The sequence below is a fragment of the Mycobacterium sp. 1245805.9 genome (assembly GCF_001672915.1).
In the GTDB taxonomy this organism is placed as follows: domain Bacteria; phylum Actinomycetota; class Actinomycetes; order Mycobacteriales; family Mycobacteriaceae; genus Mycobacterium.
Genome location: NZ_LZKR01000117.1, coordinates 17,907 through 41,955 on the forward strand (window position 1 = coordinate 17,907; position 24,049 = coordinate 41,955).

Here is a 24,049-nt window from a genome sequence, read left to right on the forward strand (position 1 = left end):
CGTCGCCGTCACTTAAGTTTGGGCGAGCCGTTAGCTCCCGGGCTCTCCGGCGCAGTGGGTGTGGTCTGGCAGAACCGTTCCGCCGCCGGAGTTTGCCACGGCGGCCGCCTCCGCATCGGCACGTGTGGCACCCCAGCCGCCAAAGTATCTGGTGTGCGCCGGAGGCATCGCAATCGCCACGCACCCGCCCTGCCCGCTGGCCAAAAGACGACAGTCGCTGATCGTATTGCGACAGGCCGACATCACCGTCTTCTCTATATCGGCTTGGCTTTTTCCTCCAACGGAGAAATTGATCCTGCCCGTGGAGTCCGAGATCGCCATGGCGATCCACGGGTCGTCGGCATGCGCGAGCGGCGTCGCTGCGAATGCCATGCCGATCGCGATCGCTGCCACTGCTGGTTTCTTCATGGCGCTCCCCGCCCTTGTCCGTTGCGTTGCGCCGAAGTGACGCAGGTAAACGCGAGTAAACGATTCTCCCCCGTCGCGGCCTCCGGCGCGAGAGCAGGCACTCGACCGCCGCGCTGACCTGCGCGTTTGCCGCGTGGAGCCGAGGACCCGCTACAGGTCGAGCAGGGCGGTCTCGGGCGACTCGATAAGGTCCCTCAGCTCGCAGAGGAACCGCGCCACCTGGGCGCCGTCCGCGACGCGGTGATCGAACACGCATGTCAGGCTCATCGTTGACCGGACGGCAAGCTCGTCGCCGATGACCACCGGGCGTGGCCTGATCGCTCCCATGCCCAGGATGGCCGCCTCGGGATGGTTGATCACCGGCACTCCGTCGTCCACGCCGAGGGCCCCGAAGTTCGAGACGGTGAACGTCGATCCCAACAGTTCGGCGGGCATCAGGCTGCCCTCGCGCGCACCCGCGATCAATTCCGCCGTCCGGCTGGCCAATTCACGCGTCGTCTTGTTCTGCGCATCGGTGATCACCGGGACCAGCAGCCCGCGCTCGGTGGCCACGCCGAACCCGAGGTGCACGCCGCGATGGACCTGCACCTGGGGGCCTTCGGGCGAGTCGACCCAGGTCGAGTTGAGAATCATGTTGCGGCCCAAGGCGATAACGAGAAGCCGCAGCGTCAGCACGAACGGGGTGATCTCCGGGTGCGCGGCCCGGCAGCGGTCGCGCAGCCGGAGCAGCGCGCTGCAGTCCACGTCGACGCTGACCTTGGCGGCCGGGATTTCCTGGTGGGACAGCGCCATCTTCTCGGCCATCCTGGCCTGCACGCCGCGGACCGGCCGAATGTCGGTCCCCGTCCCCTGGGCGGCCGCCAGCACGTCGGCGCGGGTGATGATCTCACCCGCGTCGTGCCGGATCGAGGCGAGGTCGACCGAGAGTTCCTTGGCCAGTTTGCGCACGGGCGGGGCGGCGAGCGGTCGGCCGGCCCGCCGGCTGGTGTCGATGGCCGCGTCGGCGCCGTAGCCGACCAGCGTGGGCACCGCGGCCTCGCCGTTGGCGTCGGCACTCGGAGCGGTGTCGATGCGGACGAGGACGGCGCCGACCTTGAGTACATCGCCCTCGGCCCCGTTGGTCTCGACGATTCGCCCGGCGTACGGGCTCGGGATTTCCACCTCGGCCTTGGCGGTCTCCACCGAACACAAGACCTGGTTGAGCTCGACCTCGTCGCCGGCCGCGACGTACCAGCACGACACCGTCACCTCTTCCAGCCCCTCGCCGAGGTCGGGAACCCGGAACGGCTTGACGCGCTCGTCGGTGCTCACGGCAGGCCCAGCGCGCGCTCGACGCAGTCCAGCAGCCGGTCGGGGCCGGGCAACCACAGCCTTTCCAAGCGCGCCGGCGGATAGGGCGTGTCAAAACCACAGGCGCGCAACACCGGTGCCTCCAGCTCGTAGAACATCTCCTCCTGGATGCGGGCGGCCAGACCGGCCCCGTAGCCCAGGCTTCGCGGTCCTTCGTGGAGCACCACGCACCGGCCCGTCCGATGGGTCGATGCGGCGATGGTGTCGAAGTCCAGCGGGACCAGTGACCGCAGATCGATGACCTCCATGCTCCAACCGCGTTGGCGCTGGGCATCTTCCGCGGTGGCCACGGCGGTGCTCACCAGGCTGCCGTAGGTTACGACGGTCACGTCGCGGCCCGGGCGGCGCACCATGGCCCGCCCGATGGGCGGTTCCGGCCGGCTCAGGTCGACCGCGCCGCGGCCCTGGTAGCGCCGCTTCGGCTCCAGGTACATCACCGGGTCCGGGCAGGCGATGGCATGGCGAAGCAGCCAGTAGGCGTCGGCCGGACTGGACGGCACCACCACCTTCAACCCGGCGGTGTGCGCCCAGTAGGACTCGGTGGAATCCGAATGATGCTCGGCCGCACCGATTCCGCCGAACGACGGGATCCGGACGGTGACCGGCATGTTGATCTCGCCGCGGGTGCGCGTGCGGTACTTGGCCAGGTGGCTGACCACCTGATCGAAGGCCGGGTAGGAGAACCCGTCGAACTGGATCTCCGGCACCGGGACAAAGCCGCGCAGCGCCAAGCCGACCGCTATCCCGATGATGGCCGACTCCGCCAGCGGCGTGTCGAAACACCGGTTCTCGCCGAAGGTTTCGGCGAGCCCCTCGGTCACCCGGAAGACCCCGCCCTCGACGGAGACGTCCTCGCCGAACACCAGGACGCGATCGTCGGCGGCCATCGCGTCGTGCAGCGCGCGGTTGAGCGCCTGGACCATGGTCAGTTGCGCGCCGATCGCCGCATCAAGGGCGGGCAGGCCTCGAGGCTCGGCGAGCTGCGTCATTCGAGCCTCCCCAGTTCGGCCCGCAGCTGTTGGCGCTGCGCCTCCAGTCCCGGCGTGATCTCGGCGTACACCGTGGTGAACACCTCGTCGACGTCGATGTCGGGCGCGTCGAACACCGCGTCGCGCAGTTCGGACCGCATCCGCTTTCCACGCGCGGCGACCCGCTCCTCCAGCCGTTGCGACCACAGGTTCTGGCCCTGTAAGTACGTGCGGTAGCGCGGGATCGGGTCCAGCGCCGCCCAGCGGTCCACTTCGTCCTGGGTGCGGTATCGACTCGGGTCGTCGGAGGTGGTGTGCGGGCCGAGCCGGTACGTGACCGCCTCGATCAATGTGGGGCCGCCACCGGTCCGGGCCCGGGCGGCGGCCTCGGCCGTCACCGCATAGCACGCCAGGACGTCGTTGCCGTCCACCCGGATCCCGGGCATTCCGTAGCCAATTGCCTTGTGCGCGATGGAAGGTGCGGCCGTCTGCTTGGAGACCGGCACCGAGATCGCCCACTGGTTGTTCTGCACGTAGAACACGCAGGGTGTCGCGAAGACGGCGGCGAAGTTCAGCGCCTCGTGCACGTCGCCCTCGCTGGTGGCGCCGTCGCCGAGGAAGGCCACCGTCACCGAATCCTCCCCCAGGCGTTGCGCGGCCATCGCCGCGCCGACGGCGTGCAGGGTCTGGGTGCCGATCGCGATCGACATTGGGGCGCAGCATTTCTTGGTGAAATCCAGGCCGCCATGCCACGTTCCCCGCCACGCCGCTCCCACGTGCCCGGGTGGGATGCCGCGCACCAGGTAGGCGCCGAGCTCACGGTATTGCGGAAACAGCCAGTCGGTCTTGCGCAGGCACGCCGCGGCGCCGACCTGGGCGGCTTCCTGACCGCGGCAGGACGCGAACAGCGCCAGTTGCCCTTGGCGCTTCAGGTTGACGAACTCGGTGTCCAGCTCGCGGGTGACGACCATCATCTCGTAGAGCCAGCACAGCGTCTCCGGCGGAAGCTCGCGGCCGTAGCGCCGTTCGGCCGTCGGCGTGCCGTCCGCGGCAATGAGTTGCACCGGCTCGAGGTCGACGGTCATCGGCGTCTGAGACTTATCCGCCATACCGCCTCCTTGGCGACCGCCAGCTACCCGAAGGTCTCCGCTCGCCGCGAGACTGGCGTATCCCCCATTATGCGCCCAAATACGAAGACGCCGCGTTGATCACGGCCGAGGCGCAAACGTGTCGCGGCCTAGCTGGGCGCGGGCTCTCCGGCCCGGCGCAGCAACATCGCCGCGTGCTTGAGCACCGGCGAGTCGACCATCTGTCCTTCGAAGGCGAACACGCCGCGCTCGGAGCGCGCCGCTGCCGTCACCCGCCGCGCCCAGTCGAGCTTCTCCTCGCTGGGTCGGTAGGCCTCCCGCACGACCGCGACCTGGCTGGGGTGGATGCAGACGGTCGCGTCGAAACCGACGGCGACGGCGTCGTCGGCCTCGGCCCGCAGGCCCTCGAGGTCGCGGATGTCCAAATGGACGGCGTCGAGCGCGATCCGGCCGAACGCGGACGCCGCGAGCAGGGCCGCCGAGCGTACGTGCCGGGCGACGTCGCGATAGGTGCCGTCGGCCAGCCGGCTGGAGCTGCCGCCGAGGGTGGCGACCAGGTCCTCGGCACCCCACATCACGGCGGCGGTGCCCTCGGCCGCGGCGATTTCGGCGACGAACACCGCGCCGCGCGGCGTCTCGATCAGCGCGACCACCTCGCGCGGCGCCAGCGCGGTCACCTGCGCGGCCGATTCAGTCTTGGACAGCATCACCGTCGTATAGGCGGTCTCGGCCAGGGCCTCCAGGTCGCGGGCGTACTCGTCGGTGCCGGCGGCGTTGATCCGCACCACGGTGCGCTCGGGGTCTAGCGGGGTTTCCCGCAGCGTCTTGCGGGCGCTGGGCTTGTCGGCTTCGGCCACGCCGTCCTCGAGGTCGAGGATCACCACGTCGGCCGCGGCGGCGGCCTTGGCGAAACGCTCGGGACGGTCGGCCGGGCAGAACAACCAGGCCGGGCCGGCGGCGCGCAGGTCCATCACGACTCCTCTGTGTCTGGCCGCTTTTGTACCAAGGTGGTGCGCACCGCCCGCGCCACGACGTCGCCGTGCTGGTTGCGACCGGTGTGCTCGAGGGTGACGATGCCCTCGCCGGGCCGGCTCTTCGACTCGCGCTTGTCGGTGCACACGGTCTCGGCGTACAGGGTGTCGCCGTGGAAGACGGGCTTGGGGAACGACACCTCGGAGAAGCCGAGGTTGGCGACGATGGTGCCGAGCGTCAGCTGCGCCACCGACAGCCCGACCAGCGTGGAGAGGGTGAACATCGAGTTCACCAGCCGCTCGCCGCGGAAGCCCTGCTGTTCGGCGGCCCACGCCGCGTCCAGGTGCAGCGACTGGGTGTTCATCGTCAGCGTGGTGAACAACACGTTGTCCGCCTCGGTGACGGTGCGGCCGGGCCGGTGCAGGTACGTCGTGCCGACCTCGAACTCCTCAAACCACAAGCCCCGCTGGATAACTGACTTACCTTCGCTCACGACAGCCCCAGCGATCGCGCGATGAGCATCAGCTGCACCTCGGTGGTCCCTTCACCGATCTCGAGGATCTTGCTGTCGCGGTAATGGCGCGCCACCGGATACTCGTTCATGAAGCCGTAGCCGCCGTGGATCTGGGTGGCGTCGCGGGCGTTGTCCATTGCGGCCTCGGAGGAGACCATCTTCGCGATCGCCGCCTCCTTCTTGAAGGGCTTGCCCGCCAACATCTTCGCGGCGGCCTCGTAGTATGCCGTGCGGGCCACATGCGCGCGCGCCTCCATCCGCGCGATCTTGAAGCTGATCGCCTGATACGACCCGATCGGCTGGCCGAACGACTGGCGTTCCTTGGCGTACTTGACGCTTTCGTCGACGCACCCCTGCGCGACCCCGGTTGCCAGCGCGGCGATCGCGATGCGGCCCTCGTCCAGGATGGACAGGAAGTTCGCGTAGCCGGTTCCGCGGGCGCCCAACAGGTTCTCCTCCGGGACGCGGGCGTCGGCGAAGCTCAGCGGGTGGGTGTCCGACGCGTTCCAGCCGACCTTGTTGTAGACCGGTTCGACGGTGAATCCCGGTGTGCCGCTGGGCACGATGATCGTCGAGATCTCCTTCTTATCGCCCGCAAGTGTTCCGGTGACCGCGGTGACGGTCACCAGCGACGTGATATCGGTGCCGGAGTTGGTGATGAATTGCTTGCTGCCGTTGATGACCCACTCGCCGTCGTCGAGGCGGGCGGTGGTGCGGGTGGCGCCCGCGTCGGAGCCGGCGCCGGGCTCGGTGAGCCCGAAGCCGGCCACCGGCAGGCCGGCGGTCAGGTCCGGCAGCCATTTCTGCTTCTGCTCCTCGGTGCCGAACCGGTAGATCGGCATCGCGCCGAGCCCAACACCGGCCTCCAGCGTGATGGCCACCGACTGGTCGACCTTGCCGAGTTCCTCGAGGGCCAGCGCCAGCGCGAAGTAGTCGCCGCCCATGCCGCCGTACTCCTCGGGGAAGGGCAGCCCGAACAGGCCCATCTCGGCCATCTTGGCGACGACCTCGTACGGGAAGCTGTGTTCCTCATCGTGTTTGGCCGACACCGGCGCGACCACGGTCCGCGCGAAGTCGGCGACGGTGTCGCGAAGGTCCTCGTATTCCTTGGGTAACGTTCCCGCGGTAATTGTTGTCGTCATGATTCCTGATCCTTGATCCGAGCCAGCACCTGATCGACTTTCACCTGATCGCCGACCGCCACCATCAGCTCCGCTCGACCCGAAACCGGCGCGGGCAGAGAATGTTCCATTTTCATCGCCTCGACGACGACGATCACGTCGCCCTCGGAGACCTCGTCGCCGGAGCCGACCTGCACGGCGATCACGTTGCCGGGCATTGGGCTGACGACCTCGGCCGGCCGCTCGCCCACCGCGCGGTGAATCTTGTGCTCCTCGGCCTCGCGCAGGTGCCAGGTTCCGCGCTCGTCGGCGATCCACAGGTGCCGGTCGGCCTCGGCCCACCAGTAGTCGCGGCGCTGCCCTGCCAGCGTCGCGCTCATCCGCGCACCGTCGAGTTCCGCACTGGCGGGCACGATCTCGCCGTCGCCGACCTGAACCCGGGCGGCCTCGGGGGTTCCCCACACCGACACAGTCTCGCTGCGCAGCGGGGTGCGCATCGCGGTGCGTACGGGCGCGGCGCCACCGCCGACCCGCCAGCCCGTCGGCACCGCCCACGGGTTGCCCCGGCCGCGGCGCGCCAGAACCCACTGGCGGTAGAGCCCGCCGGCGGCGAGCACGTCGTCGGGCGCCGGCGCCGGCGCGAAGTCCGCCAGCCGCTCGTCGAGCAGCGCGGTGTCCAGATCACCGGCACGCACGCGCTCGTCGGCCAGCAGGAAGCGGAGGAACTCGACGTTGGTCTGCACGCCGAGGATCACGGTTTGCCCCAGTGCCCGATCGAGTTTCGCGAGCGCCTCCTCGCGGTCGTCGCCGTGGGCGATCACCTTGCTCAGCATCGGGTCGTAGTCGCTGCCGACCAGCGTGCCGGCCCGCAGCGACGAGTCCACCCGCACGCCGGCACCCGACGGTTCGGACACCGCCAGCACCTCGCCGCCCGTGGGCAGGAACCCGCGCGCCGGGTCTTCCGCGTACACGCGGGCCTCGATCGCGTGCCCGCGCAATTCGATGTCGTCCTGCGCGAACCCCAGCTTCTCGCCGGCGGCCACCCGCAGCTGCCACTCCACCAGGTCCAGGCCGGTGACCGCCTCGGTGACCGGGTGCTCCACCTGCAGGCGGGTGTTCATCTCCATGAAGAAGAACTCGTCGGGACGATCCGCGGAGACGATGAACTCCACCGTCCCGGCGCCGACGTAATCCACGCTGCGGGCGGTGTTGCAGGCCGCGGCGCCGATTCGCGCCCGCGTCGCGGGATCCAGCAGCGGCGAGGGCGCCTCCTCGATGACCTTCTGGTGGCGCCGCTGCAGGCTGCACTCGCGCTCGCCCAGATGGACCACGTTGCCGTGCGTGTCGGCGAGCACCTGCACCTCGATATGCCTGGGCCGCAACACAAACCGCTCCAGGAACAGCGTGTCGTCGCCGAACGAGGAGGCGGCCTCCCGTCGCGCGCCCACGAGCGCCTCGCGCAGCCGCGCGGGGTCCTCGACCAGCCGCATGCCCTTGCCGCCGCCGCCGGCCGACGGCTTGATCAACACCGGGTAGCCGATCTCGTCGGCGGCGGCGACGAGCTCGTCATCGGTCAGGCCCGGCTTCGCGACGCCCGGCACCACCGGAACGTCGAACGCGGCCACGGCGTTCTTCGCGGTGATCTTGTCGCCCATTACCTCGATCGCGCGCGGCGGCGGGCCCAGGAAGACCACGCCGGCGCGTTCGCAGGCCGCGGCGAAATGCGCGTTCTCCGAGAGGAACCCGTAGCCCGGATGGATCGCCTGGGACCCGGTGCGCACCGCGGCGTCGACGACCTTCTCGATGTCCAGGTAACTTTCGCGCGCCGCAGCGGGGCCCAGGCGCACGGCCGTGTCCGCCTCGAGCACGTGCCGCGCGGCGGCGTCCGGGTCGCTGTACACGGCGACCGACCGGATGTCCAGCCGGCGCAACGTGCGGATCACCCGCACAGCGATCTCGCCGCGGTTGGCCACAAGTACGGTGTCAAACATTGCAGGTCACATCCGAAAGACGCCGTAGGAGACCGGTTCCAGCGGCGCATGGGCACACGCCGAAAGGGCAAGCCCAAGAACCGTTCTGGTGTCGGCCGGGTCGATGATGCCGTCGTCCCACAATCGCGCCGTGGAGTAGTACGGGTTGCCCTGATCCTCGTACTGCGCCCGGATCGGCGCCTTGAACGCCTCCTCGTCGTCGGCCGACCACGGCGTGCCCGCCGCGCTGAGCTGTTCGCCGCGCACGGTCGCGAGCACCGACGCGGCCTGCTCGCCGCCCATCACCGAGATGCGGGCGTTGGGCCACATCCACAGGAAACGGGGCGAATACGCGCGCCCGCACATCGAGTAGTTGCCCGCCCCGTAGGACCCGCCGATGACGACGGTCAGCTTGGGCACCCGGGCGCAGGCCACGGCCGTGACCATCTTGGCGCCGTGCTTGGCGATGCCGCCGGCCTCGTAGTCGCGGCCGACCATGAACCCGGCGATGTTCTGCAGAAACAGCAGCGGAATCCTGCGCTTGTCGCACAGCTCGATGAAATGCGCGCCCTTCAAAGCCGATTCGCTGAACAACACCCCGTTGTTGGCGACGATCCCGACGGGGTGACCCTGGATGCGTGCGAACGCCGTCACCAGCGTCTTGCCGTAATTGGCCTTGAACTCGCTGAATTCGCTGCCATCGACGAGGCGCACGATGACCTCGTGCACGTCGTAGGGCACGCGGGGATCCGGGGGCACTGCGTCGTAGAGCTCCGTTTGCGCGTGCTTGGGCTCGACCGACGGTTGCACCTCCCACTGGGCGGGCTCGCGCGGACCGAACGTCGCCGCGATTTCGCGGACGATGCGCAGCGCGTGTTCGTCGTCGTCGGCGAGGTGGTCGGTGACGCCGGAGACCCGCGAATGCAGGTCGCCGCCGCCGAGTTCCTCGGCCGAGACGATCTCGCCCGTGGCGGCTTTGACCAGCGGCGGCCCGCCGAGAAAGATGGTGCCCTGCTCACGCACGATGACGGCCTCGTCGCTCATCGCCGGCACGTAGGCGCCGCCCGCCGTGCAGGACCCCAACACGGCGGCCACCTGCGGAATCCCCTTGGCGCTCATGGTCGCCTGGTTGTAGAAGATCCGGCCGAAGTGCTCGCGGTCGGGAAAGACCTCGTCCTGGCGCGGCAGGAACGCCCCGCCGGAGTCGACCAGGTAGATGCACGGCAGCCGGTTCTGCAACGCGACTTCCTGTGCGCGCAGGTGCTTCTTGACTGTCATCGGGTAGTAGGTGCCGCCCTTGACGGTCGCGTCGTTGGCGACGATCACGCACTCGCGCTCGGACACCCGGCCGATCCCGGTGATGATCCCCGCTCCCGGCGACTCGTCGTCGTACATGCCGCCGGCCGCCAGCGGGGCCAGCTCCAAAAACGGGCTGCCCGGATCGAGCAGGCGGTCCACCCTTTCGCGGGGCAGCAGCTTGCCGCGGCTGATGTGGCGTTCCCGCGCGCGTTCGTTGCCGCCCAGCGCCGCGGCCGCCAACTTGGCGTTCAATTCGTCTACCAGTCGCCGATGTTCGTCGGCGAACGACGGCGCGGTGGTGACGGCGGTGCTCATGTGGGCCTCCCGGTAGTCGCCAGCATAAGGGGCGGTTCGGTTTTGGCGATCACCTCGTCGACCGCGACCTCGGGGGCGGTCTCGACGAGGTGCAGGCCGTCGTCGTGCACGTCGATGACGGCGAGGTCGGTGATGATGCGGTCGACGCAGCCCACACCAGTCAGCGGAAGGGTGCACCGCTCAACGACTTTCGGGCTGCCGTCCCTGGCGGTGTGTTCCATCATCACGATCACCTTGCGGGCGCCGTGCACCAGGTCCATCGCGCCGCCCATGCCCTTGACCAGCTTTCCCGGAATCATCCAGTTGGCCAGGTCGCCGGTCGCCGAAACCTGCATGGCGCCGAGCACCGCGACGTCGAGGTGCCCGCCGCGGATGATGCCGAACGATGTCGAGGAGCCGAAAAACGCCGCGCCCGGCATCGTGGTGACCGTTTCCTTGCCCGCGTTGATCAGATCCGCGTCGACGTCGTCGGGCCGGGGGTACGGCCCGACACCGAGTATCCCGTTCTCCGAGTGGATGACGACGGTGACCCCGTCGGGGATGTGGTTGGGAATCAGGGTCGGCAGGCCGATGCCGAGGTTGACGTACTGGCCGTCCTCCAATTCGGCGGCCACCCGCGCGGCCAGACCCTCCCTCGTCCACGTCATATGGCGCCGCTCCTCCTCATCGCTGCGCTCTGCATCGTCGTCGGCGCGCTCACGGGCGCACCGTGACCTTCTCGATCGGTTTGGCGGGGTCGGGCACGTGGACGACCCGGTGCACGAAGACGCCGGGGGTGTGCACCGCGGCGGGGTCGATCTCCCCGGGCTCGACGAGGTGTTCGACCTCGGCGATGGTGATCCTGCCAGCCGTCGCGCAGTCCGGGTTGAAGTTGGCGGCGGCCGCGCGGTAGACGAGATTGCCGTGCCGGTCGCCCTTCCAGGCATGCACCAGCGCGAAGTCGGTGCGGATCGCCCGCTCCAGAACGTAGGTGACGCCGTCGAACTCGCGGGTCTCCTTGGGCGGCGATATCACCGCCACGCCACCGGATGCGTCGTAGCGCCACGGCAGGCCGCCGTCGGCGACCGCGGTGCCGACCCCCGCGGGCGTATAGAAGGCCGGAATTCCCATCCCGCCGGCGCGCAGCCGCTCCGCCAACGTGCCCTGCGGCGTCAGCTCGACCTCGATCTCGCCGGCGAGGAACTGACGGGCGAACTCCTTGTTGTCACCGACGTAGGAGGCGACGGCCCGACGAATTCGCTTGTGCCGCAACAGCGCTTCCAGCCCGACTCCGTACCCGCCGCAGTTGTTGGACACCGTCTCCAGCTCGCGCACGCCGGAGTCGAGCAGCGCCGAGATCAGCGCCTCCGGGATGCCGCAGAACCCGAATCCCCCGACCGCCAGGGACGACCCGTCGGTTATGTCGGCCACGGCGTCGGCAGCCGCCGTAGGTGAGGTGACCACCTTGTCCATCGCCGCCGCAGCCTCCCGATTTCAGTTAATCCTCATTAACTGGCGTGAGAATACCATCGCCGAGCACGCCGCGTCCAGGGAGGCAAGAAGCCGCTCAGCCCTGGTCACGCAGGTACTCGATCGCCTGCTCGCGCATCTCGGTCTTGCGCACCTTGCCGGTGACGGTCATGGGGAATTCGTCGACGATCCGGAGGTAGCGCGGGATCTTGAAGTGCGCGATCCGCCCGGCGCAGAATTCGCGCAGGCCTTCGATGGTCAGCGCGGGGGCGCCGGCGCGCAGCATCACCACCGCCATGACCTCCTCGCCATAGCGCTCGTCGGGCACCCCGATGACCTGTGCGTCGACGATGTCGGGGTGGGTGTGCAGGAACTCCTCGATCTCGCGCGGCGAGATGTTCTCGCCGCCGCGGACGATGAGGTCCTTGATGCGGCCGGTGATCTGGATATAGCCGCATTCGTCCATGACGGCCAGGTCCCCGGTGTGCATCCAGCCGTCCGCGTCGATGACCTCGGCGGTCCGCTCCGGATCGTTCCAATACCCGGCCATCACCGAATATCCGCGCGTGCACAACTCGCCCGCGCTCCCGCGCGGCACGGTGCGCCCGCCCGCCGCGTCCACCACTTTGACCTCCAGGTGCGGACCCACCCGGCCAACCGTCGCGACCCGGCGCTCCAATGAATCGTCGGTGCGCGTCTGCGTTGACACCGGCGATGTTTCGGTCATGCCATAGCAGATGGAGACGCCCGGCATGTGCATGCGCTCGATCACCTTGCGCATCACCTCGACCGGGCACGGCGAGCCGGCCATGATCCCGGTGCGCAGGCTGTCCAGTTCGTAGTCGTCGAAATCCGGCAGGCCGAGCTCGGCGATGAACATGGTCGGCACGCCGTAAAGGCTGGTGCAGCGTTCGGCCTGCACCGCCCGCAGGGTGGCGGCGGGGTCGAACCCCGGCGCCGGAATCACCATGCACGCGCCGTGACTGGTGGCCGCCAGGTTGCCCATCACCATGCCGAAGCAGTGATAGAAGGGCACCGGGATGCAGATCCGATCCCGCGTGGTGTACTCGAGCAGCTCGCCCACCAGGTAGCCGTTGTTCAGGATGCTGCGGTGGGTCAGCGTCGCCGCCTTCGGGTATCCCGTTGTGCCGGAGGTGTATTGGATGTTGATCGGCTGGCGGCAATTCAGCGCGGCCGCGATGTCCGCGAGCTTTGCCGGGTCGGTTTCGGCGGCGGTCAGCTCGTCCCAGCGCTCGCCGTCCAGCAGCACCACGTCGCTCAGGTCCGGGCAGTGTGGTGCCACCTCGCGCAGCATGGCGGCGTAGTCGGTGGCCTTGAATTCCCGGGCGGCGATCACCATCGCGACCCCGGATTGCCTTAACGCATAATCTAATTCGCGTGCCTGGTAGGCCGGGTTGATGGTGACCAGCGTCGCGCCGATCTCCGCAGTTGCGTACTGGACGAGCACCCACTCCCACCGGTTGGGCGCCCAAATGCCGACGCGATCGCCCGGGCGGATCCCGGCCCGTACAAATCCCGTTGCCAACCTGCGCACGGAGGCCAGCAATTCGGCGTAGCTCCAGCGTCGACCGGCGGCCACGTCGACCAGTGCGTCGCGGTGCGGATGCTCGGCGACCGTGGCGGCGAGGTTGGCCCCGATCGTCGTTTCGAGCAACGGCGGATCGCTGGGCCCCCGGTCGTATGAAAGGTGTGCCACGGCTCCTCCGGCTGGTTCGGTTACCAAAGGTAAACCTTTCTCGGACATCTGTAACGGGGCCACGCCCGTGCTAAGTTAGTGACGATTAACCGAAGGCACGAGTTGTGGACGGAGTCCCGCGGTGACAGCATCCGCGCCAGAGGGCCAGGCCGACGCCCCAAACCGCCGGAGCCAGTTGAAGTCCGACCGGCGCCTGCAACTCCTGTCGGCAGCCGAACGGCTCTTCGCCGAACGCGGCTTCCTCGCGGTGCGGCTCGAAGACATCGGCGCCGCCGCGGGCGTCAGCGGCCCGGCGATCTATCGCCACTTCCCCAACAAGGAGTCGCTGCTGGTCGAGTTGTTGGTGGGGATCAGCACCCGGCTGCTCGCCGGCGCCCGGAGCGCGCGAGCCCGCAACGCCGAAGCGACGGCCGCGTTGGACGAGCTGATCGACTTCCACCTCGACTTCGCCCTCGGTGAACCCGACCTGATTCGGATCCAGGACCGCGACCTGGCGCACCTGCCCGAGGCCGCCGAAAAGCAGGTCCGCAAGGCGCAGCGCCAATATGTCGAGGTCTGGGTGGGGGTGCTGCGCGAGCTCAATCCCAAGCTGGCCGAGGCCGACGCCCGGCTGACCGCCCACGCGGTGTTCGGCCTGCTGAACTCGACACCGCACAGCATGAAGTCGCCGGACGATACGCGGTCGCGACCCGCTCGCGCGACGCGGTCGCGCGCGGTCATGCGGGCGATGACGGTCGCCGCGCTGAACGCCGGCAATTCCTGCCCCTGAGCGGGGTAATCCGGAGACGCACCGCCGAACCGCGTGGCACAGGTACCCTGCAAGCCATGAGGTGGACATGAACGATCCACGTCGATCCGAGCGGTTTAGTCCCCCTCTACCGGGGTCAGGACCGACCGGGCGGCAGGGTTACCCGTATCCGCCCGTCGACCCCGCATACGCCGACCAGGCGGGGCCCTACTCGCCCACCTACGGCGGGTACGGCCCGCAATGGGCGCCGAGTCTGAACGACACCAAGCAGTTGCCCGGCTACTGGCAGCAGGAGCTGCCGCCGTCGGGTGAGGCGCCGCCCGACGGGACCGCACCCCCGCCGCCGGGCCGGAAGCCGCCGCGCTGGCTGTGGATCGGCGCCGGTGTGGCGGTGCTGCTGGCGGTCGCGCTGGTGATCGCGCTGGTGCTGGTCAATGACGCGATCAAGAACCAGACGGTGGTTCCGCCGCTGCCGGCGATGCCCGGGTCCACCGAGGAGACGCCGACGCCGACCCCGTCGACGCGAACGACCCCGCCGTCGCGCACCTTCCGGCCGTTGCCGCCGCCGACGGCGTCGGGCACGCCCCCCGAGACGACCGGCCCGGTCGAGATGCAAGACGTCGTCTACAACGTCACCGGCGAGGGCCGCGCGCTCAGCATCGTCTACATCGGCACCGGCGACATGCTGCAGACCGAGTTCAACGTCGCGCTGCCGTGGAGCAAACAGGTCAGCCTGTCCAAGTCGGCCGCCCACCCGCCGAACGTCACGGTCGTCAACTTCGGGCACAACGTCACCTGCTCGCTGACCATCGGCGGGGTTCAGGTGAGCCAGCGCGAAGGGGCGGGCCTGACGGTCTGCGACGCGCGAGGCTAGGCCTGCGCGGGCTGTTCGGCGCGCGCCGGAACCCGAACCACCAGCATCGCCACCAGTCCGGCGGTCAGCACCAGGCAGATCCCGGCGATGCCGGCGCGCACGGCGCCGAAGACGTCGACGAAGACGGAGAACAGCCATGGCGCCACGAACGCGACGGCCCGTCCGGTCATCGTGTAGAGCCCGAACGCGACGCCCTCCCCGCCGTCCTTCGCCAGCTGCAGCAACAGGGCGCGCGACGACGCCAGCGAAGGACCCACGAACATGGCCAGCAGCAGTCCGCACAGCCAGAACGCGTGCGGGCCGGAGACCGCCATCATGGTGGCCGACACGGCGATGAGCGCGACCAGCGACCCGACGATGACCGGTTTGGATCCGATCCGGTGGTCGACGAACCCGCCGGTCATCGCGCCGATCGCGGCCACCACGCTGGCCGCCACGCCGAACACCAACACATCGGCCTGGGACAGGCCGTACACGTTGACGCCGAGCACGGCGCCGAAGCCGAAGATGGCCGCCAGCCCGTCCCGGAACAGCGCGCTGGCCCCCAGGAAATAGACCAGGTTGCGGTTGCGGCGCCATTCCGTGCGCACCTCTGCCCACAGCTTGCGGTAGCCGCCCAGCATGCCGGTCGGGCGCGACGTTTCGCCGGAGTCCGGGAGCCGGTGCGCGACGAACAGCAGCGGCAGTGCCAGCACGGCGAACCACGCCGCGGTCAGCAGCATCGCCGCCCGGACATATAGCCCGTCGTGGACGGGCACGTGCAGCAGCCCGCGCGTCGGGCCGGTCCCGGCGATGAACCCGAAATAGACCAGTAGCAGCAGGAGCACGCTGCCGGTGAACCCGGAGGCCGCGCCGAGGCCGGAGATGCGCCCCGCCGTCTGCGGCGTCGAGACCTGACGCAGCATGGCGTTGTAGGGAACGCCGGCGAGATCACCGCACGCGGCCGTGGCCGACAGCAGCACCAGGCCCGCCCACAGATAGCTGGGGTCGTCGCGGATCAGGAACATCGAGCTGGTCGACGCGACGGCGAGACCGCTCAAGACCGTCAACACCACCCGCCGACGGTGCGGGGCCTCCACCCATACCCCCACCACCGGCGCCAGCACCGCGATGGTCAAGCCCGCGACCGCCAGCGAGCGGCCGAGCCAACTCGCCGGTGAGGTGCCACCGGACATTCCCGCCCCGACGCTGCCGGTCAGGTAGACGGAGAAGACGAAGGTCGCCACGATCGCGTTCATGCCGAGGGAGCCGCAGTCCCACAGGGCCCACGCCACCACTTGCGACGGCACGGGCCCGGCGGCGGCCGGCCCTCGCTGACTCATGCCCGGCACTCTATTGGGTGCGAGGCTGTCTACCATGGGCCGCATGCCGGTGCCAGCTCCCAGTCCCGACGCGCGCGCCGTTGTCACCGGGGCTTCGCAAAACATCGGCGCGGCGCTGGCCACCGAACTCGCCGCCCGCGGACACAACCTGATCGTCACCGCGCGCCGCGAGGACCTGCTCAACGACTTAGCCGCCCGGCTGACCGACAAGTACGGCGTCGTCGTCGAGGTGCGCCCCGCCGACCTGGCCGACCCGACGGAACGGGCGAAACTGTGCGACGAACTCGCCGCCCGCGCCATCTCGATCCTGTGCGCCAACGCGGGAACGGCGACGTTCGGTCCGGTCGCGGGCCTAGACCCGGCCGGCGAGAAGGCACAGGTGCAGCTGAATGCCATTGCCGTGCACGACCTTACATTGGCGGTGCTGCCCGGCATGGTCGAACGCAAGGCCGGCGGCATCCTGATTTCCGGTTCGACGGCGGGCAATTCGCCGATCCCCTACAACGCCACCTACGCGGCCACCAAGGCGTTCGCCAACACCTTCAGCGAATCGCTGCGAGGCGAACTGCGCCGCACCGGTGTGCACGTCACGCTGTTGGCGCCGGGACCGGTCCGCACCGACCTGCCCGACGAGGCCGAAAGGTCACTGGTCGAAAGGCTGGTGCCCGATTTCCTGTGGATCTCGACGGAGCACACGGCCCGGGTATCGCTGGATGCCTTGGAGCGCAACAAGATGCGCGTCGTGCCGGGCCTGACGTCCAAGGCGATGTCGGTGGCGAGCGGGTACGCCCCCCGCGCGATCGTGGCGCCGATCGTGGGCAGCTTCTACAAGAAGCTCGGCGGCGGGTAGGGGTTAGCTCTCAAGTTCGTTGGCATGGTGCCGGAGCTCTGAATCGTTAGTTGAGCCTCGGCGGGCAGTTGCTACTCCCCAGCCTGACTCCCTTCGAGGGTTTTGTCGCCAAGGGCGACAGGCTAATCACCCGCAACGCAGCGATGACGAGGCAGCGGGTTTCAGATATCCGCCTTACTCGCCGCACGGACCATGTTCCGCAGGACTGTTCTGATAGCTGTTCGCACGGAAGCCGTGCGCGCCGTGGAAAGCTGGTTACATGCCTCCGTTCGCACGCTTGGCGTCAGTGTTCGGCACTGACATGGCTAACCTCAACTCAACGGTGATCCAAGCCGCGATTGATCGCAACGAGAGCGAGGACCTTGACCTCGACTGGAAGGAAGCTGACTACCCGAGAAACGAAGGCTTTGAACTCGCGAAGGACGTGACCGCCTTCGCGAACACGATCGGCGGCATCATTGTCATCGGGGTCCGGGAAGACGGCGCCGGCCGAGCCACGGAGCCTAGACCATTCGATGTTCCGACTGGCGCCGCCGAGCGCGTTATCAGCATTCTCGGGAGCAGGGTCAGCCCATTGCTCCACGGCATTGAGGTCCGCGAGATACCCGCGGGTGATGATTTGGGTTATCTGCTGATCGTAGTGCCGCGCAGCCCGGATGCCCCTCATGCCGTTCGGGATCAGCAGAGGGGAAGCGGCCTGCACTATCCAATCCGATTGGGCCGCGTCACCCACCACTTGCGTGAGTACGAGGTCGCCGCCCGCTACCGCGACCGCTATGCCAGTCAGTCGCAGGTTGTCAGCCGTGTGGAAGAGGTTCATCGGGACGGTCAGTCACACATCACGACGTGGACTTCGCCCTGGCTCACGGTTTCGCTGGCTCCGCGAATTACCGGCGAACGAGGTGTCGGGTCAACCGCGATACTGGCCGAGCGGAGCTTCCTCCGTCGGTGGCCAGACTTGGACCTAGCTCCTCCCGAACCAACCTTCGGCGAAGGCAACACGCGGCTGATACCCGGCGTACGCCGAGCGATTGCAACCCAGGTGCAAACGTACCAGGGCAGATCCACGGAGCCGCATGCTGAACTGCATTACGACGGAGGAGGATTCGCAGCATCCAACTTCGCATCACCTGCGCCAGAAACACGCAAGGCCACGGGTGGGCCCGACCAGATCAAACAAGACCTGATGGAATTCGTCTTGTTGGATTTCGTATTGTTCCTGAGCCACCATGCGGTTGACTGCGGCGCCTCGGGGGAATGCCTCCTAAAGGCGCAGCAGCTTTTGGCCCAGCAGACAGGCCGCTCGGATCCGGCGATGCGAACCAGAGTGTTCGCCCCGGAACGCCTCATCGCCGGAAGGACCGACACCACGTACTACCCTCCAGAGGACTCACTTGTCCTAAGTGGCAACCAGACTCGTCCCGCGGCTTTAACTGCTTCTCTGGAGGAACTCACATCAGTTAGCCCGGAGGCTGCAGTAGTTGCATCACATGCGCTGGCGGCAGACATCCTAGGCGAGTTCGGAATCGTGGAACCGATGATTCTTCGCCCAGACGGGTCACTCGATGTGAAGAATGTGAGCTTTCCCCTAAACGAAGTGCTCAACAGGTGGGGTTCATCGCACAATATGACGGTTGCGAACTGAGGAACTTACCCACTGCATGCAACGCTAACGGAACCCCGGACGTCTCAGTTCGGCAGCAGCCGACCGCACCGCGATGACGTGTTGGCAGCGCCGGGCCGTCGTGATTAATCGTTACGATTCGCGCCATGGCGACCGAAAATGAATTGCAGCGGTGGGGTCAGGTGTTCGACCGGATCCTCATTCCGTACGACAGTCCAATGTCTGCGGTGCGGATGCTCGCCGAGGCCAGTCGGCCATTCCCTCACACTCAAGCCGTCGGTGTCGCCGCACTGATGCTGATTGAGCCCCTTACCGCGGCGTGGGATGCCGATCCACCTCCAAAAGGATCCGAGCTGTCGGAATGGATAGGCCCTGCCTACGCAGCGGCGAAGTCGATTAACCTGTCCTCGACAGAGCTAGGCCAATTTGTTGAGTACATCGAGCTGGTGCGGCAGGCGCGTGACCGGATAGCGGGGATGGGCCCCGAGAATTTCACCCTCGAAAGTGTCCTCCGAGATCTTGAGCTTGATTTCAAGCTCGCGGTGCTCGTGGCGCGCCTGGGACATAACGGCATCTTGCAACTTATCGACCGACGCATCGTGGACGCCGGCCGCGCAGCCCGTCGCGAAGAATCTCCACCCGCGCCAAATCTTGACCTGCTAAGGCTCGAGGCAACGGAGACCTCAAACTATCGCACCATGAGTTACTCCGATATTCGAGCCATGGCTGATCCGGGAGTGATGACCCTTGAGGAGTACCTGCACGGCGACCCAGAAGCCGAGAGAGCTCCGATTCTTAAATACTTTGCAGCACAATGGGTCACACACATGACTACTCTCTGGGATGAGCACTACAGGCCCAATCTTGCTGCGCTGCATGGGTGCGAGAAGATCGATGTTGCCTCGGACCTGTTCGCTGACTTGAACAAAATGCGCCAAGACTACGTGCACAATCGGGGCTGGGCAACAGCGAAGCAAGCAAAGAATAAACGGCTTAGATGGTTTGAACAGGGCGATTCTATGATCCCAACGGGAGCGAACTACGAACAGCTGTTCAAAGCGCTGCAGTCCGAGCTAGATCTACTCGCACAGCCCCCGGTACCCAAGGACAAACCCAACCGGACCTCCGTCAAGGGCCAGGTGCCGATCGCTCTCAGGAGCCTATTCGAGCAGACTGCTGCAGCAGTCGGGTTAGGGACCGATGCAGCCCTCGAAGATGCGTTAACCAAGTGGGTTCAGGCTCGCCAACAAGGCTAACCGAGCTACCCGCAAGCGCCGTCGTTGTTCTGAGTGGCGGCGCATCGGGTAGTGACGGTGAGCGCGACTCGGCGAGCCTCATATCTAGCGCAGGCGGTTTCTGCGTGAACCCGTTACTTCCGGCGGCGTCCGCTGGTCCCGAAGATGGCTTTGACCGCTTCGCGTATCGCCGTATTGATGCCGCTTTTCACCGTCGGGTTCTGCAGCACTTCTTCCCACATCGCCGGGCCCTTTGGCTCGAAGGGCTCCGGCATCGGCGGAACCGGCTCATTCGCCGGGACTGGCGGCTGGTCGGACTGGACTTGCGGCGACGGCGGCCCGGGCTGGGTTTGCGGGGTCGGCGGAAGCTGCTGAGATTGTTGAACCGTTTGACCGTACTTCGCTTGCAGCGGACTATTTTTCGCCGCTGCGGAGATCGCATCGGTGCCGATCGACGCCATCAGCGAGCGGGGCACCCGCATGCGCGTCCACGCGACGGGAGTCGGTGCGCCCTTTTCGGACAGCACGGTCACGACGGCCTCGCCGATGCCCAGCGACGTCAGCGCCGACTCCAGGTCGTAGACATCGGTTTTCGGGTAGGTGCGCACGGTCTTGGACAGAGCCTGCTGATCGTCGGGAGTGAACGCCCGCAGGGCGTGCTGCACCCGAGCACCCAGCTGAGATAGCACGTCATTGGGTATGTCCGTCGGTAGCTGGGTGCAGAAGAAGACGCCGACACCCTTGGAGCGGATCAGCTTGACGGTTTGTTCGACCTGTTCGAGGAACGCCTTGGACGCGTCGGCGAAAAGCAGGTGCGCCTCGTCGAAGAAGAACACCAACTTGGGCCTGTCGACGTCGCCGATCTCGGGCAGTTTGGTGTACAGGTCGGCGAGCAGCCACATGAGGAAGGTGGAGAAGATGACCGGACGCACCGACTGGCCGGTGAACTCCAGCAGCGAGATGATGCCGTGCCCGTCGTCGACGCGCAGCAGATCGTTCGGGTCGAGCTTGGGCTCGCCGAAAAACGTGTCGCCACCCTCCGCGTCGAGGTTCACCAGCGCCCGAAGGATGACGCCCGCCGTCGTCGCCGACACGCCGCCCAGGGATTTCAGGTCTTCCTTGCCCGCGTCACTGGTCAAGTAGCTGATGGCGCCGCGCAGATCGTCGGTGGTGACCAGCCGCCAGTCTCGGCCCTTCGCCCAATGGAAGATCAACCCGAGCGTGGACTCCTGGGTAGCATTGAGCCCCAACACCTTTGACAACAGCACGGGGCCGAAGCTGTCGACCGTCGCGCGTATCGGCACACCGATTCCCTTGGTGCCCAACGACAGGAACTCCACCGGGTAGGCCGTCCCCGCCCAGTTGTCGCCGGTGTCTTTCGCACGCGCGGCGGTCTTGTCGTTGGCTTCCCCGGGCCGAGACAGCCCGGACAGGTCGCCCTTCACATCGGCCATCAGCACGGGCACCCCCGCGGCGCTGAGCTGTTCGGCGATCAGTTGCAGCGTCTTGGTTTTGCCGGTTCCCGTCGCCCCGGCCACCAGGCCGTGACGGTTGATGGTGGCCAGCGGGATGCGGATCTGCGCGGTCGGATCCGCCGCCCCGTCGACGACGACCGTGCCCAATTCCAAAGCCTGGCCGTGGACGGCATAGCCGCTGGCGATCCGCTGCGCGGGTGTCGCCGCTGATTCGGTGGTCATCGTCCTCGCCCCTCTTCCCGAGTCGCCCCCAGCCGGCACACTCACACTACTTCCCAGGCCCCGGCAGAGGCAGAGCTCAAATGCGCATACGCTGAGCGCTGTGCGCGACGAATTGGTGTGGATCGACTGCGAGATGACCGGGCTCGACCTGGCCTCGGACAAGTTGATCGAGATCGCGGTGCTGGTCACCGACGCCGAGCTGAACGTCCTGGGCGACGGGGTCGACGTGGTGATCCACGCCGACGACGCCGCGCTGTCGTCGATGATCGACGTGGTTGCCGAAATGCATTCGCGTTCGGGGCTCATCGACGAGGTGAAGGCGTCCACCGTCGACCTGGCGACCGCCGAGGCGATGGTGCTGGACTACATCACCACGCACGTCAAGCAGCCCAAGACGGCGCCACTGGCGGGCAACTCGATCGCCACGGACCGCTCGTTCATCGCCCGCGACATGCCAAAGCTGGACTCCTACCTGCACTACCGGATGATCGACGTCAGCTCCATCAAGGAACTGTGCCGGCGGTGGTATCCGCGCATCTATTACGGTCAGCCCGCCAAGGGGCTCACGCACCGGGCGCTGGCCGACATCCACGAATCCATCCGCGAGCTGCAGTACTACCGGCGGACCGCGTTCGTGCCCCTGCCGGGGCCGTCTACCAGCGAAATCGAGATGGTGGTCGCCGATCTCCAGGACGGAGAGAACCCAACTCAAACAATCGATTCGGAGACCGAGCCACCGAGCGGCTAGTATCGAGGGTCGCCGCTGGTTGGCCCAGGTATGGATGCCGGCTCGCGGCCATGGTGGCTGTAGTTCAGTTGGTAGAGCACCAGGTTGTGATCCTGGGTGTCGCGGGTTCGAGTCCCGTCAGCCACCCCAACAGGCCGGAGGGCATTTCGCCCTCCGGCCTTTTTGCAAGGGTGCGGTTATCCCGGCGCCAGCGGCCGTTTCAGCGTGCAGACGATGCTCCACTCGAAATAGTGGTCGCCGCCCTTGTCGTAGTCGCTGAAGTGGCGGGCGACCTGAACGCGTTGCACCGACGAGCCCACGATCTCCCAGCCCTGTTCGCCGTAGACCTTCGACTGGCGCGCCGCCTCTTCGATCACGGCGTCCAGAGACTCATTCGTGTAATGGACGAAGGTGGTCTCCCAGCGCTGCGGGTACCAATTGCCGTCCGACGCCAGCCACCAACCGGGCCCGGGGGAAGGGGTGCTCATGGCCCGGCACCCTACAACGTTCAGGTCGCAGACGAATGAATGAAACGTGAAAGACGCATTGCCGAGCAGCCGAACCCCGCCGCCGGGCTAGGTGTTGGCGTTACCGGCCTGCCACACCGGCCACGGAACGTTCCAATCGCCCAGCCCCTCGGTGCCCGGCAGCGTCGACCCCACGGTGTGCACCACCTCGACGATGTCGCCGCTCTTGCTGTGGTCGTAGAACCACTCGGCGTTGCTCGGGCTCACGTTCAGACAGCCATGGCTGGTGTTCGTGTGGCCCTGCGCGCCGACCGACCACGGCGCGGAATGCACGAAGACACCGCTATACGAAATCTGGGTGGCCCAGTCGACATCGGTGCGATACCCGTTGGGCGAGTTGACCGGAACGCCGTAGGTCGAGGAGTCCATGATGATGTGCTTGTACCGGCCGCCGACGATATAAAAGCCGTTCGCCGTGGGGGTGCTGTCCTTGCCCATCGACGTCGGCATCGTCTTGACGACTTCGCCGTTGACGCGCACGGTGACCATCTTGGTGTTGTCGTCCGCCGTCGAGATGACCTCGTCGCCGATGGTGAAGTGAGTCTTGACGTTGTCCTCGCCGAACATCCCGTCACCCAGGTCGACACCGTAGGTGTTGACCGCCACATCGATGGCGGTGCCCGGCTTCCAGAAATGCTCTGGGCGCCAACGGACCTCGCGGTTGTTCAGCCAGTAGAACGCGCCCTCGACGGGCGGGTTGGTGGTGATGACGATCGCCTTCTGCGCCGCGGCGCGGTTGGCGATGTTCTCGTCGAAGCGGATGGCCACCGGCTCACCGATGCCGACCACCTCGCCGTCGCCGGGGGCCACGTAGGGCATCGTCAGGTGGGCCGGTGAACTGGTCTGGAAGGTCATCTGGCGGGTCGCGGCCCCACCGAGCCCCATCGCCTTCACGCTCAGCGTGTAGCGCCTGTTGTAGCCGAGCTGGTCGGTCGTCGACCAGCGGAGCCCGTCCGGGCTGAGTTGACCGTTGACCGTCTTGCCGTTCTCGTTGACCATCGTGACCGACCCGATGACGCCGTCGGCCACGCTCACCGTCACCGGCGCGTCCACGGTGACGCCGACGGCGCCGTCGGTCACCGAGCTGGTGAGCTTGGGGACCAGCAGGTCGGCGAACGGTGTGCCCTTGTCGAAGATGACCTTCGCCGGCGCGGCGGGGTGACTGGTGCTGCAGGCAACGGTGACGACAGCAAACACCACCATGGCTGCGGCCAGCCATGATCGACGTCTGCGCAAAGGCGTCATCGAGCGACCTTTCAATTTGATCGGCATAT

General features: G+C 67.3%; 22 protein-coding genes and 1 tRNA gene. 7 read left to right on the forward strand and 16 right to left on the reverse strand.

The annotated features are described in order from the left end of the window. Positions 1–30: 30 nt before the first annotated feature. The 12 genes from A9X00_RS29960 to A9X00_RS16180 form a co-directional block, all read right to left on the reverse strand. Positions 31–408, reverse strand: coding sequence for a DUF4189 domain-containing protein (locus A9X00_RS29960; RefSeq protein ID WP_082975328.1), 378 nt, complete (start codon positions 406–408; stop codon positions 31–33). 150 nt (positions 409–558) lie between these two features. Beyond that, positions 559–1,719 (reverse strand): dihydrolipoamide acetyltransferase family protein, encoded by a 1,161-nt coding sequence (locus tag A9X00_RS16130; protein ID WP_067155226.1) that lies wholly within the window; start codon positions 1,717–1,719, stop codon positions 559–561. Then, positions 1,716–2,747 carry a 3-methyl-2-oxobutanoate dehydrogenase subunit beta gene (bkdB, locus tag A9X00_RS16135; protein WP_067155229.1) on the reverse strand — a complete coding sequence of 344 codons (1,032 nt, stop codon included), beginning with the start codon at positions 2,745–2,747 and terminating at the stop codon, positions 1,716–1,718. The genes A9X00_RS16130 and bkdB overlap by 4 nt, the downstream gene beginning before the upstream one ends. After that, positions 2,744–3,835, reverse strand: coding sequence for a pyruvate dehydrogenase (acetyl-transferring) E1 component subunit alpha (gene pdhA / locus A9X00_RS16140; protein WP_067155232.1), 1,092 nt, complete (start codon positions 3,833–3,835; stop codon positions 2,744–2,746). The genes bkdB and pdhA overlap by 4 nt, the downstream gene beginning before the upstream one ends. A 128-nt stretch (positions 3,836–3,963) precedes the next feature. Next, on the reverse strand, positions 3,964–4,785 hold the full coding sequence (locus A9X00_RS16145) for a CoA ester lyase (RefSeq protein ID WP_067155235.1): 822 nt from the start codon (positions 4,783–4,785) through the stop codon (positions 3,964–3,966). Further along, positions 4,785–5,294 carry a MaoC family dehydratase gene (locus tag A9X00_RS16150; RefSeq protein ID WP_369830759.1) on the reverse strand — a complete coding sequence of 170 codons (510 nt, stop codon included), beginning with the start codon at positions 5,292–5,294 and terminating at the stop codon, positions 4,785–4,787. Before A9X00_RS16150 ends, A9X00_RS16145 begins: the two co-directional genes overlap by 1 nt. Further along, complete coding sequence (locus A9X00_RS16155) at positions 5,276–6,442, reverse strand: acyl-CoA dehydrogenase family protein (protein WP_067155244.1); 1,167 nt, start codon at positions 6,440–6,442, stop codon at positions 5,276–5,278. The genes A9X00_RS16150 and A9X00_RS16155 overlap by 19 nt, the downstream gene beginning before the upstream one ends. Further along, a complete protein-coding gene (locus A9X00_RS16160; protein ID WP_067155247.1) occupies positions 6,439–8,412 on the reverse strand; it encodes an acetyl/propionyl/methylcrotonyl-CoA carboxylase subunit alpha in 1,974 nt (657 codons plus the stop codon). Before A9X00_RS16160 ends, A9X00_RS16155 begins: the two co-directional genes overlap by 4 nt. Before the next feature lie 6 nt (positions 8,413–8,418). Further along, positions 8,419–10,005 carry a carboxyl transferase domain-containing protein gene (locus A9X00_RS16165; RefSeq protein ID WP_067155249.1) on the reverse strand — a complete coding sequence of 529 codons (1,587 nt, stop codon included), beginning with the start codon at positions 10,003–10,005 and terminating at the stop codon, positions 8,419–8,421. Continuing rightward, positions 10,002–10,652, reverse strand: coding sequence for a CoA transferase subunit B (locus A9X00_RS16170; protein WP_067155252.1), 651 nt, complete (start codon positions 10,650–10,652; stop codon positions 10,002–10,004). The genes A9X00_RS16165 and A9X00_RS16170 overlap by 4 nt, the downstream gene beginning before the upstream one ends. 49 nt (positions 10,653–10,701) lie before the next feature. Further along, positions 10,702–11,457 (reverse strand): CoA transferase subunit A, encoded by a 756-nt coding sequence (locus A9X00_RS16175; RefSeq protein WP_067155255.1) that lies wholly within the window; start codon positions 11,455–11,457, stop codon positions 10,702–10,704. A gap of 94 nt (positions 11,458–11,551) precedes the next feature. Further along, complete coding sequence (locus A9X00_RS16180; RefSeq protein WP_067155258.1) at positions 11,552–13,219, reverse strand: AMP-binding protein; 1,668 nt, start codon at positions 13,217–13,219, stop codon at positions 11,552–11,554. A 73-nt stretch (positions 13,220–13,292) separates the two neighbouring features. On the opposite strand from A9X00_RS16180, the gene A9X00_RS16185 reads away from it, so the two are divergent. Together A9X00_RS16185 and A9X00_RS16190 are read left to right on the forward strand one after the other, a co-directional pair. After that, on the forward strand, positions 13,293–13,940 hold the full coding sequence (locus tag A9X00_RS16185; protein WP_082975329.1) for a TetR/AcrR family transcriptional regulator: 648 nt from the start codon (positions 13,293–13,295) through the stop codon (positions 13,938–13,940). Positions 13,941–14,007: 67 nt separating this feature from the next. Beyond that, positions 14,008–14,793, forward strand: coding sequence for an MmpS family transport accessory protein (locus tag A9X00_RS16190; RefSeq protein WP_067155389.1), 786 nt, complete (start codon positions 14,008–14,010; stop codon positions 14,791–14,793). On the opposite strand, the gene A9X00_RS16195 is transcribed toward A9X00_RS16190, so the two are convergent. Next, positions 14,790–16,115, reverse strand: a complete 1,326-nt coding sequence (locus A9X00_RS16195) for an MFS transporter (RefSeq protein ID WP_067155263.1) — start codon at positions 16,113–16,115, stop codon at positions 14,790–14,792. The two genes, A9X00_RS16190 and A9X00_RS16195, sit on opposite strands and share 4 nt — an antisense overlap. Positions 16,116–16,158: 43 nt before the next feature. Here A9X00_RS16195 and cmrA point away from each other — a divergent pair, with 43 nt between their 5' ends. From cmrA to A9X00_RS16210, 3 genes are all read left to right on the forward strand, one after another. Beyond that, positions 16,159–16,965, forward strand: a complete 807-nt coding sequence (gene cmrA / locus A9X00_RS16200) for a mycolate reductase (protein ID WP_067155392.1) — start codon at positions 16,159–16,161, stop codon at positions 16,963–16,965. Between the two features lie 286 nt (positions 16,966–17,251). After that, entirely contained in the window at positions 17,252–18,610 is a 1,359-nt protein-coding gene (locus tag A9X00_RS29965; RefSeq protein ID WP_197515187.1) for a helix-turn-helix domain-containing protein, read from the forward strand. Positions 18,611–18,735: 125 nt separating this feature from the next. Continuing rightward, entirely contained in the window at positions 18,736–19,845 is a 1,110-nt protein-coding gene (locus A9X00_RS16210; RefSeq protein ID WP_067155269.1) for a hypothetical protein, read from the forward strand. Between the two features lie 113 nt (positions 19,846–19,958). On the opposite strand, the gene A9X00_RS16215 is transcribed toward A9X00_RS16210, so the two are convergent. Further along, entirely contained in the window at positions 19,959–21,521 is a 1,563-nt protein-coding gene (locus tag A9X00_RS16215) for a helicase HerA-like domain-containing protein (protein WP_067155272.1), read from the reverse strand. 100 nt (positions 21,522–21,621) lie between these two features. Here A9X00_RS16215 and orn point away from each other — a divergent pair, with 100 nt between their 5' ends. Together orn and A9X00_RS16225 are read left to right on the forward strand one after the other, a co-directional pair. Continuing rightward, entirely contained in the window at positions 21,622–22,269 is a 648-nt protein-coding gene (gene orn / locus A9X00_RS16220) for an oligoribonuclease (protein ID WP_067155274.1), read from the forward strand. A gap of 53 nt (positions 22,270–22,322) precedes the next feature. Then, positions 22,323–22,398 (forward strand) — tRNA-His (locus tag A9X00_RS16225). Positions 22,399–22,445: 47 nt separating this feature from the next. Here the strand turns inward: A9X00_RS16225 and A9X00_RS16230 are convergent. Both A9X00_RS16230 and A9X00_RS16235 read right to left on the reverse strand, forming a co-directional pair. Then, positions 22,446–22,736 (reverse strand): hypothetical protein, encoded by a 291-nt coding sequence (locus A9X00_RS16230; protein WP_067155278.1) that lies wholly within the window; start codon positions 22,734–22,736, stop codon positions 22,446–22,448. An 87-nt stretch (positions 22,737–22,823) separates the two neighbouring features. Continuing rightward, positions 22,824–24,047, reverse strand: coding sequence for an Ig-like domain-containing protein (locus A9X00_RS16235; RefSeq protein WP_156772123.1), 1,224 nt, complete (start codon positions 24,045–24,047; stop codon positions 22,824–22,826). Between the last annotated feature and the right edge of the window lie 2 nt (positions 24,048–24,049).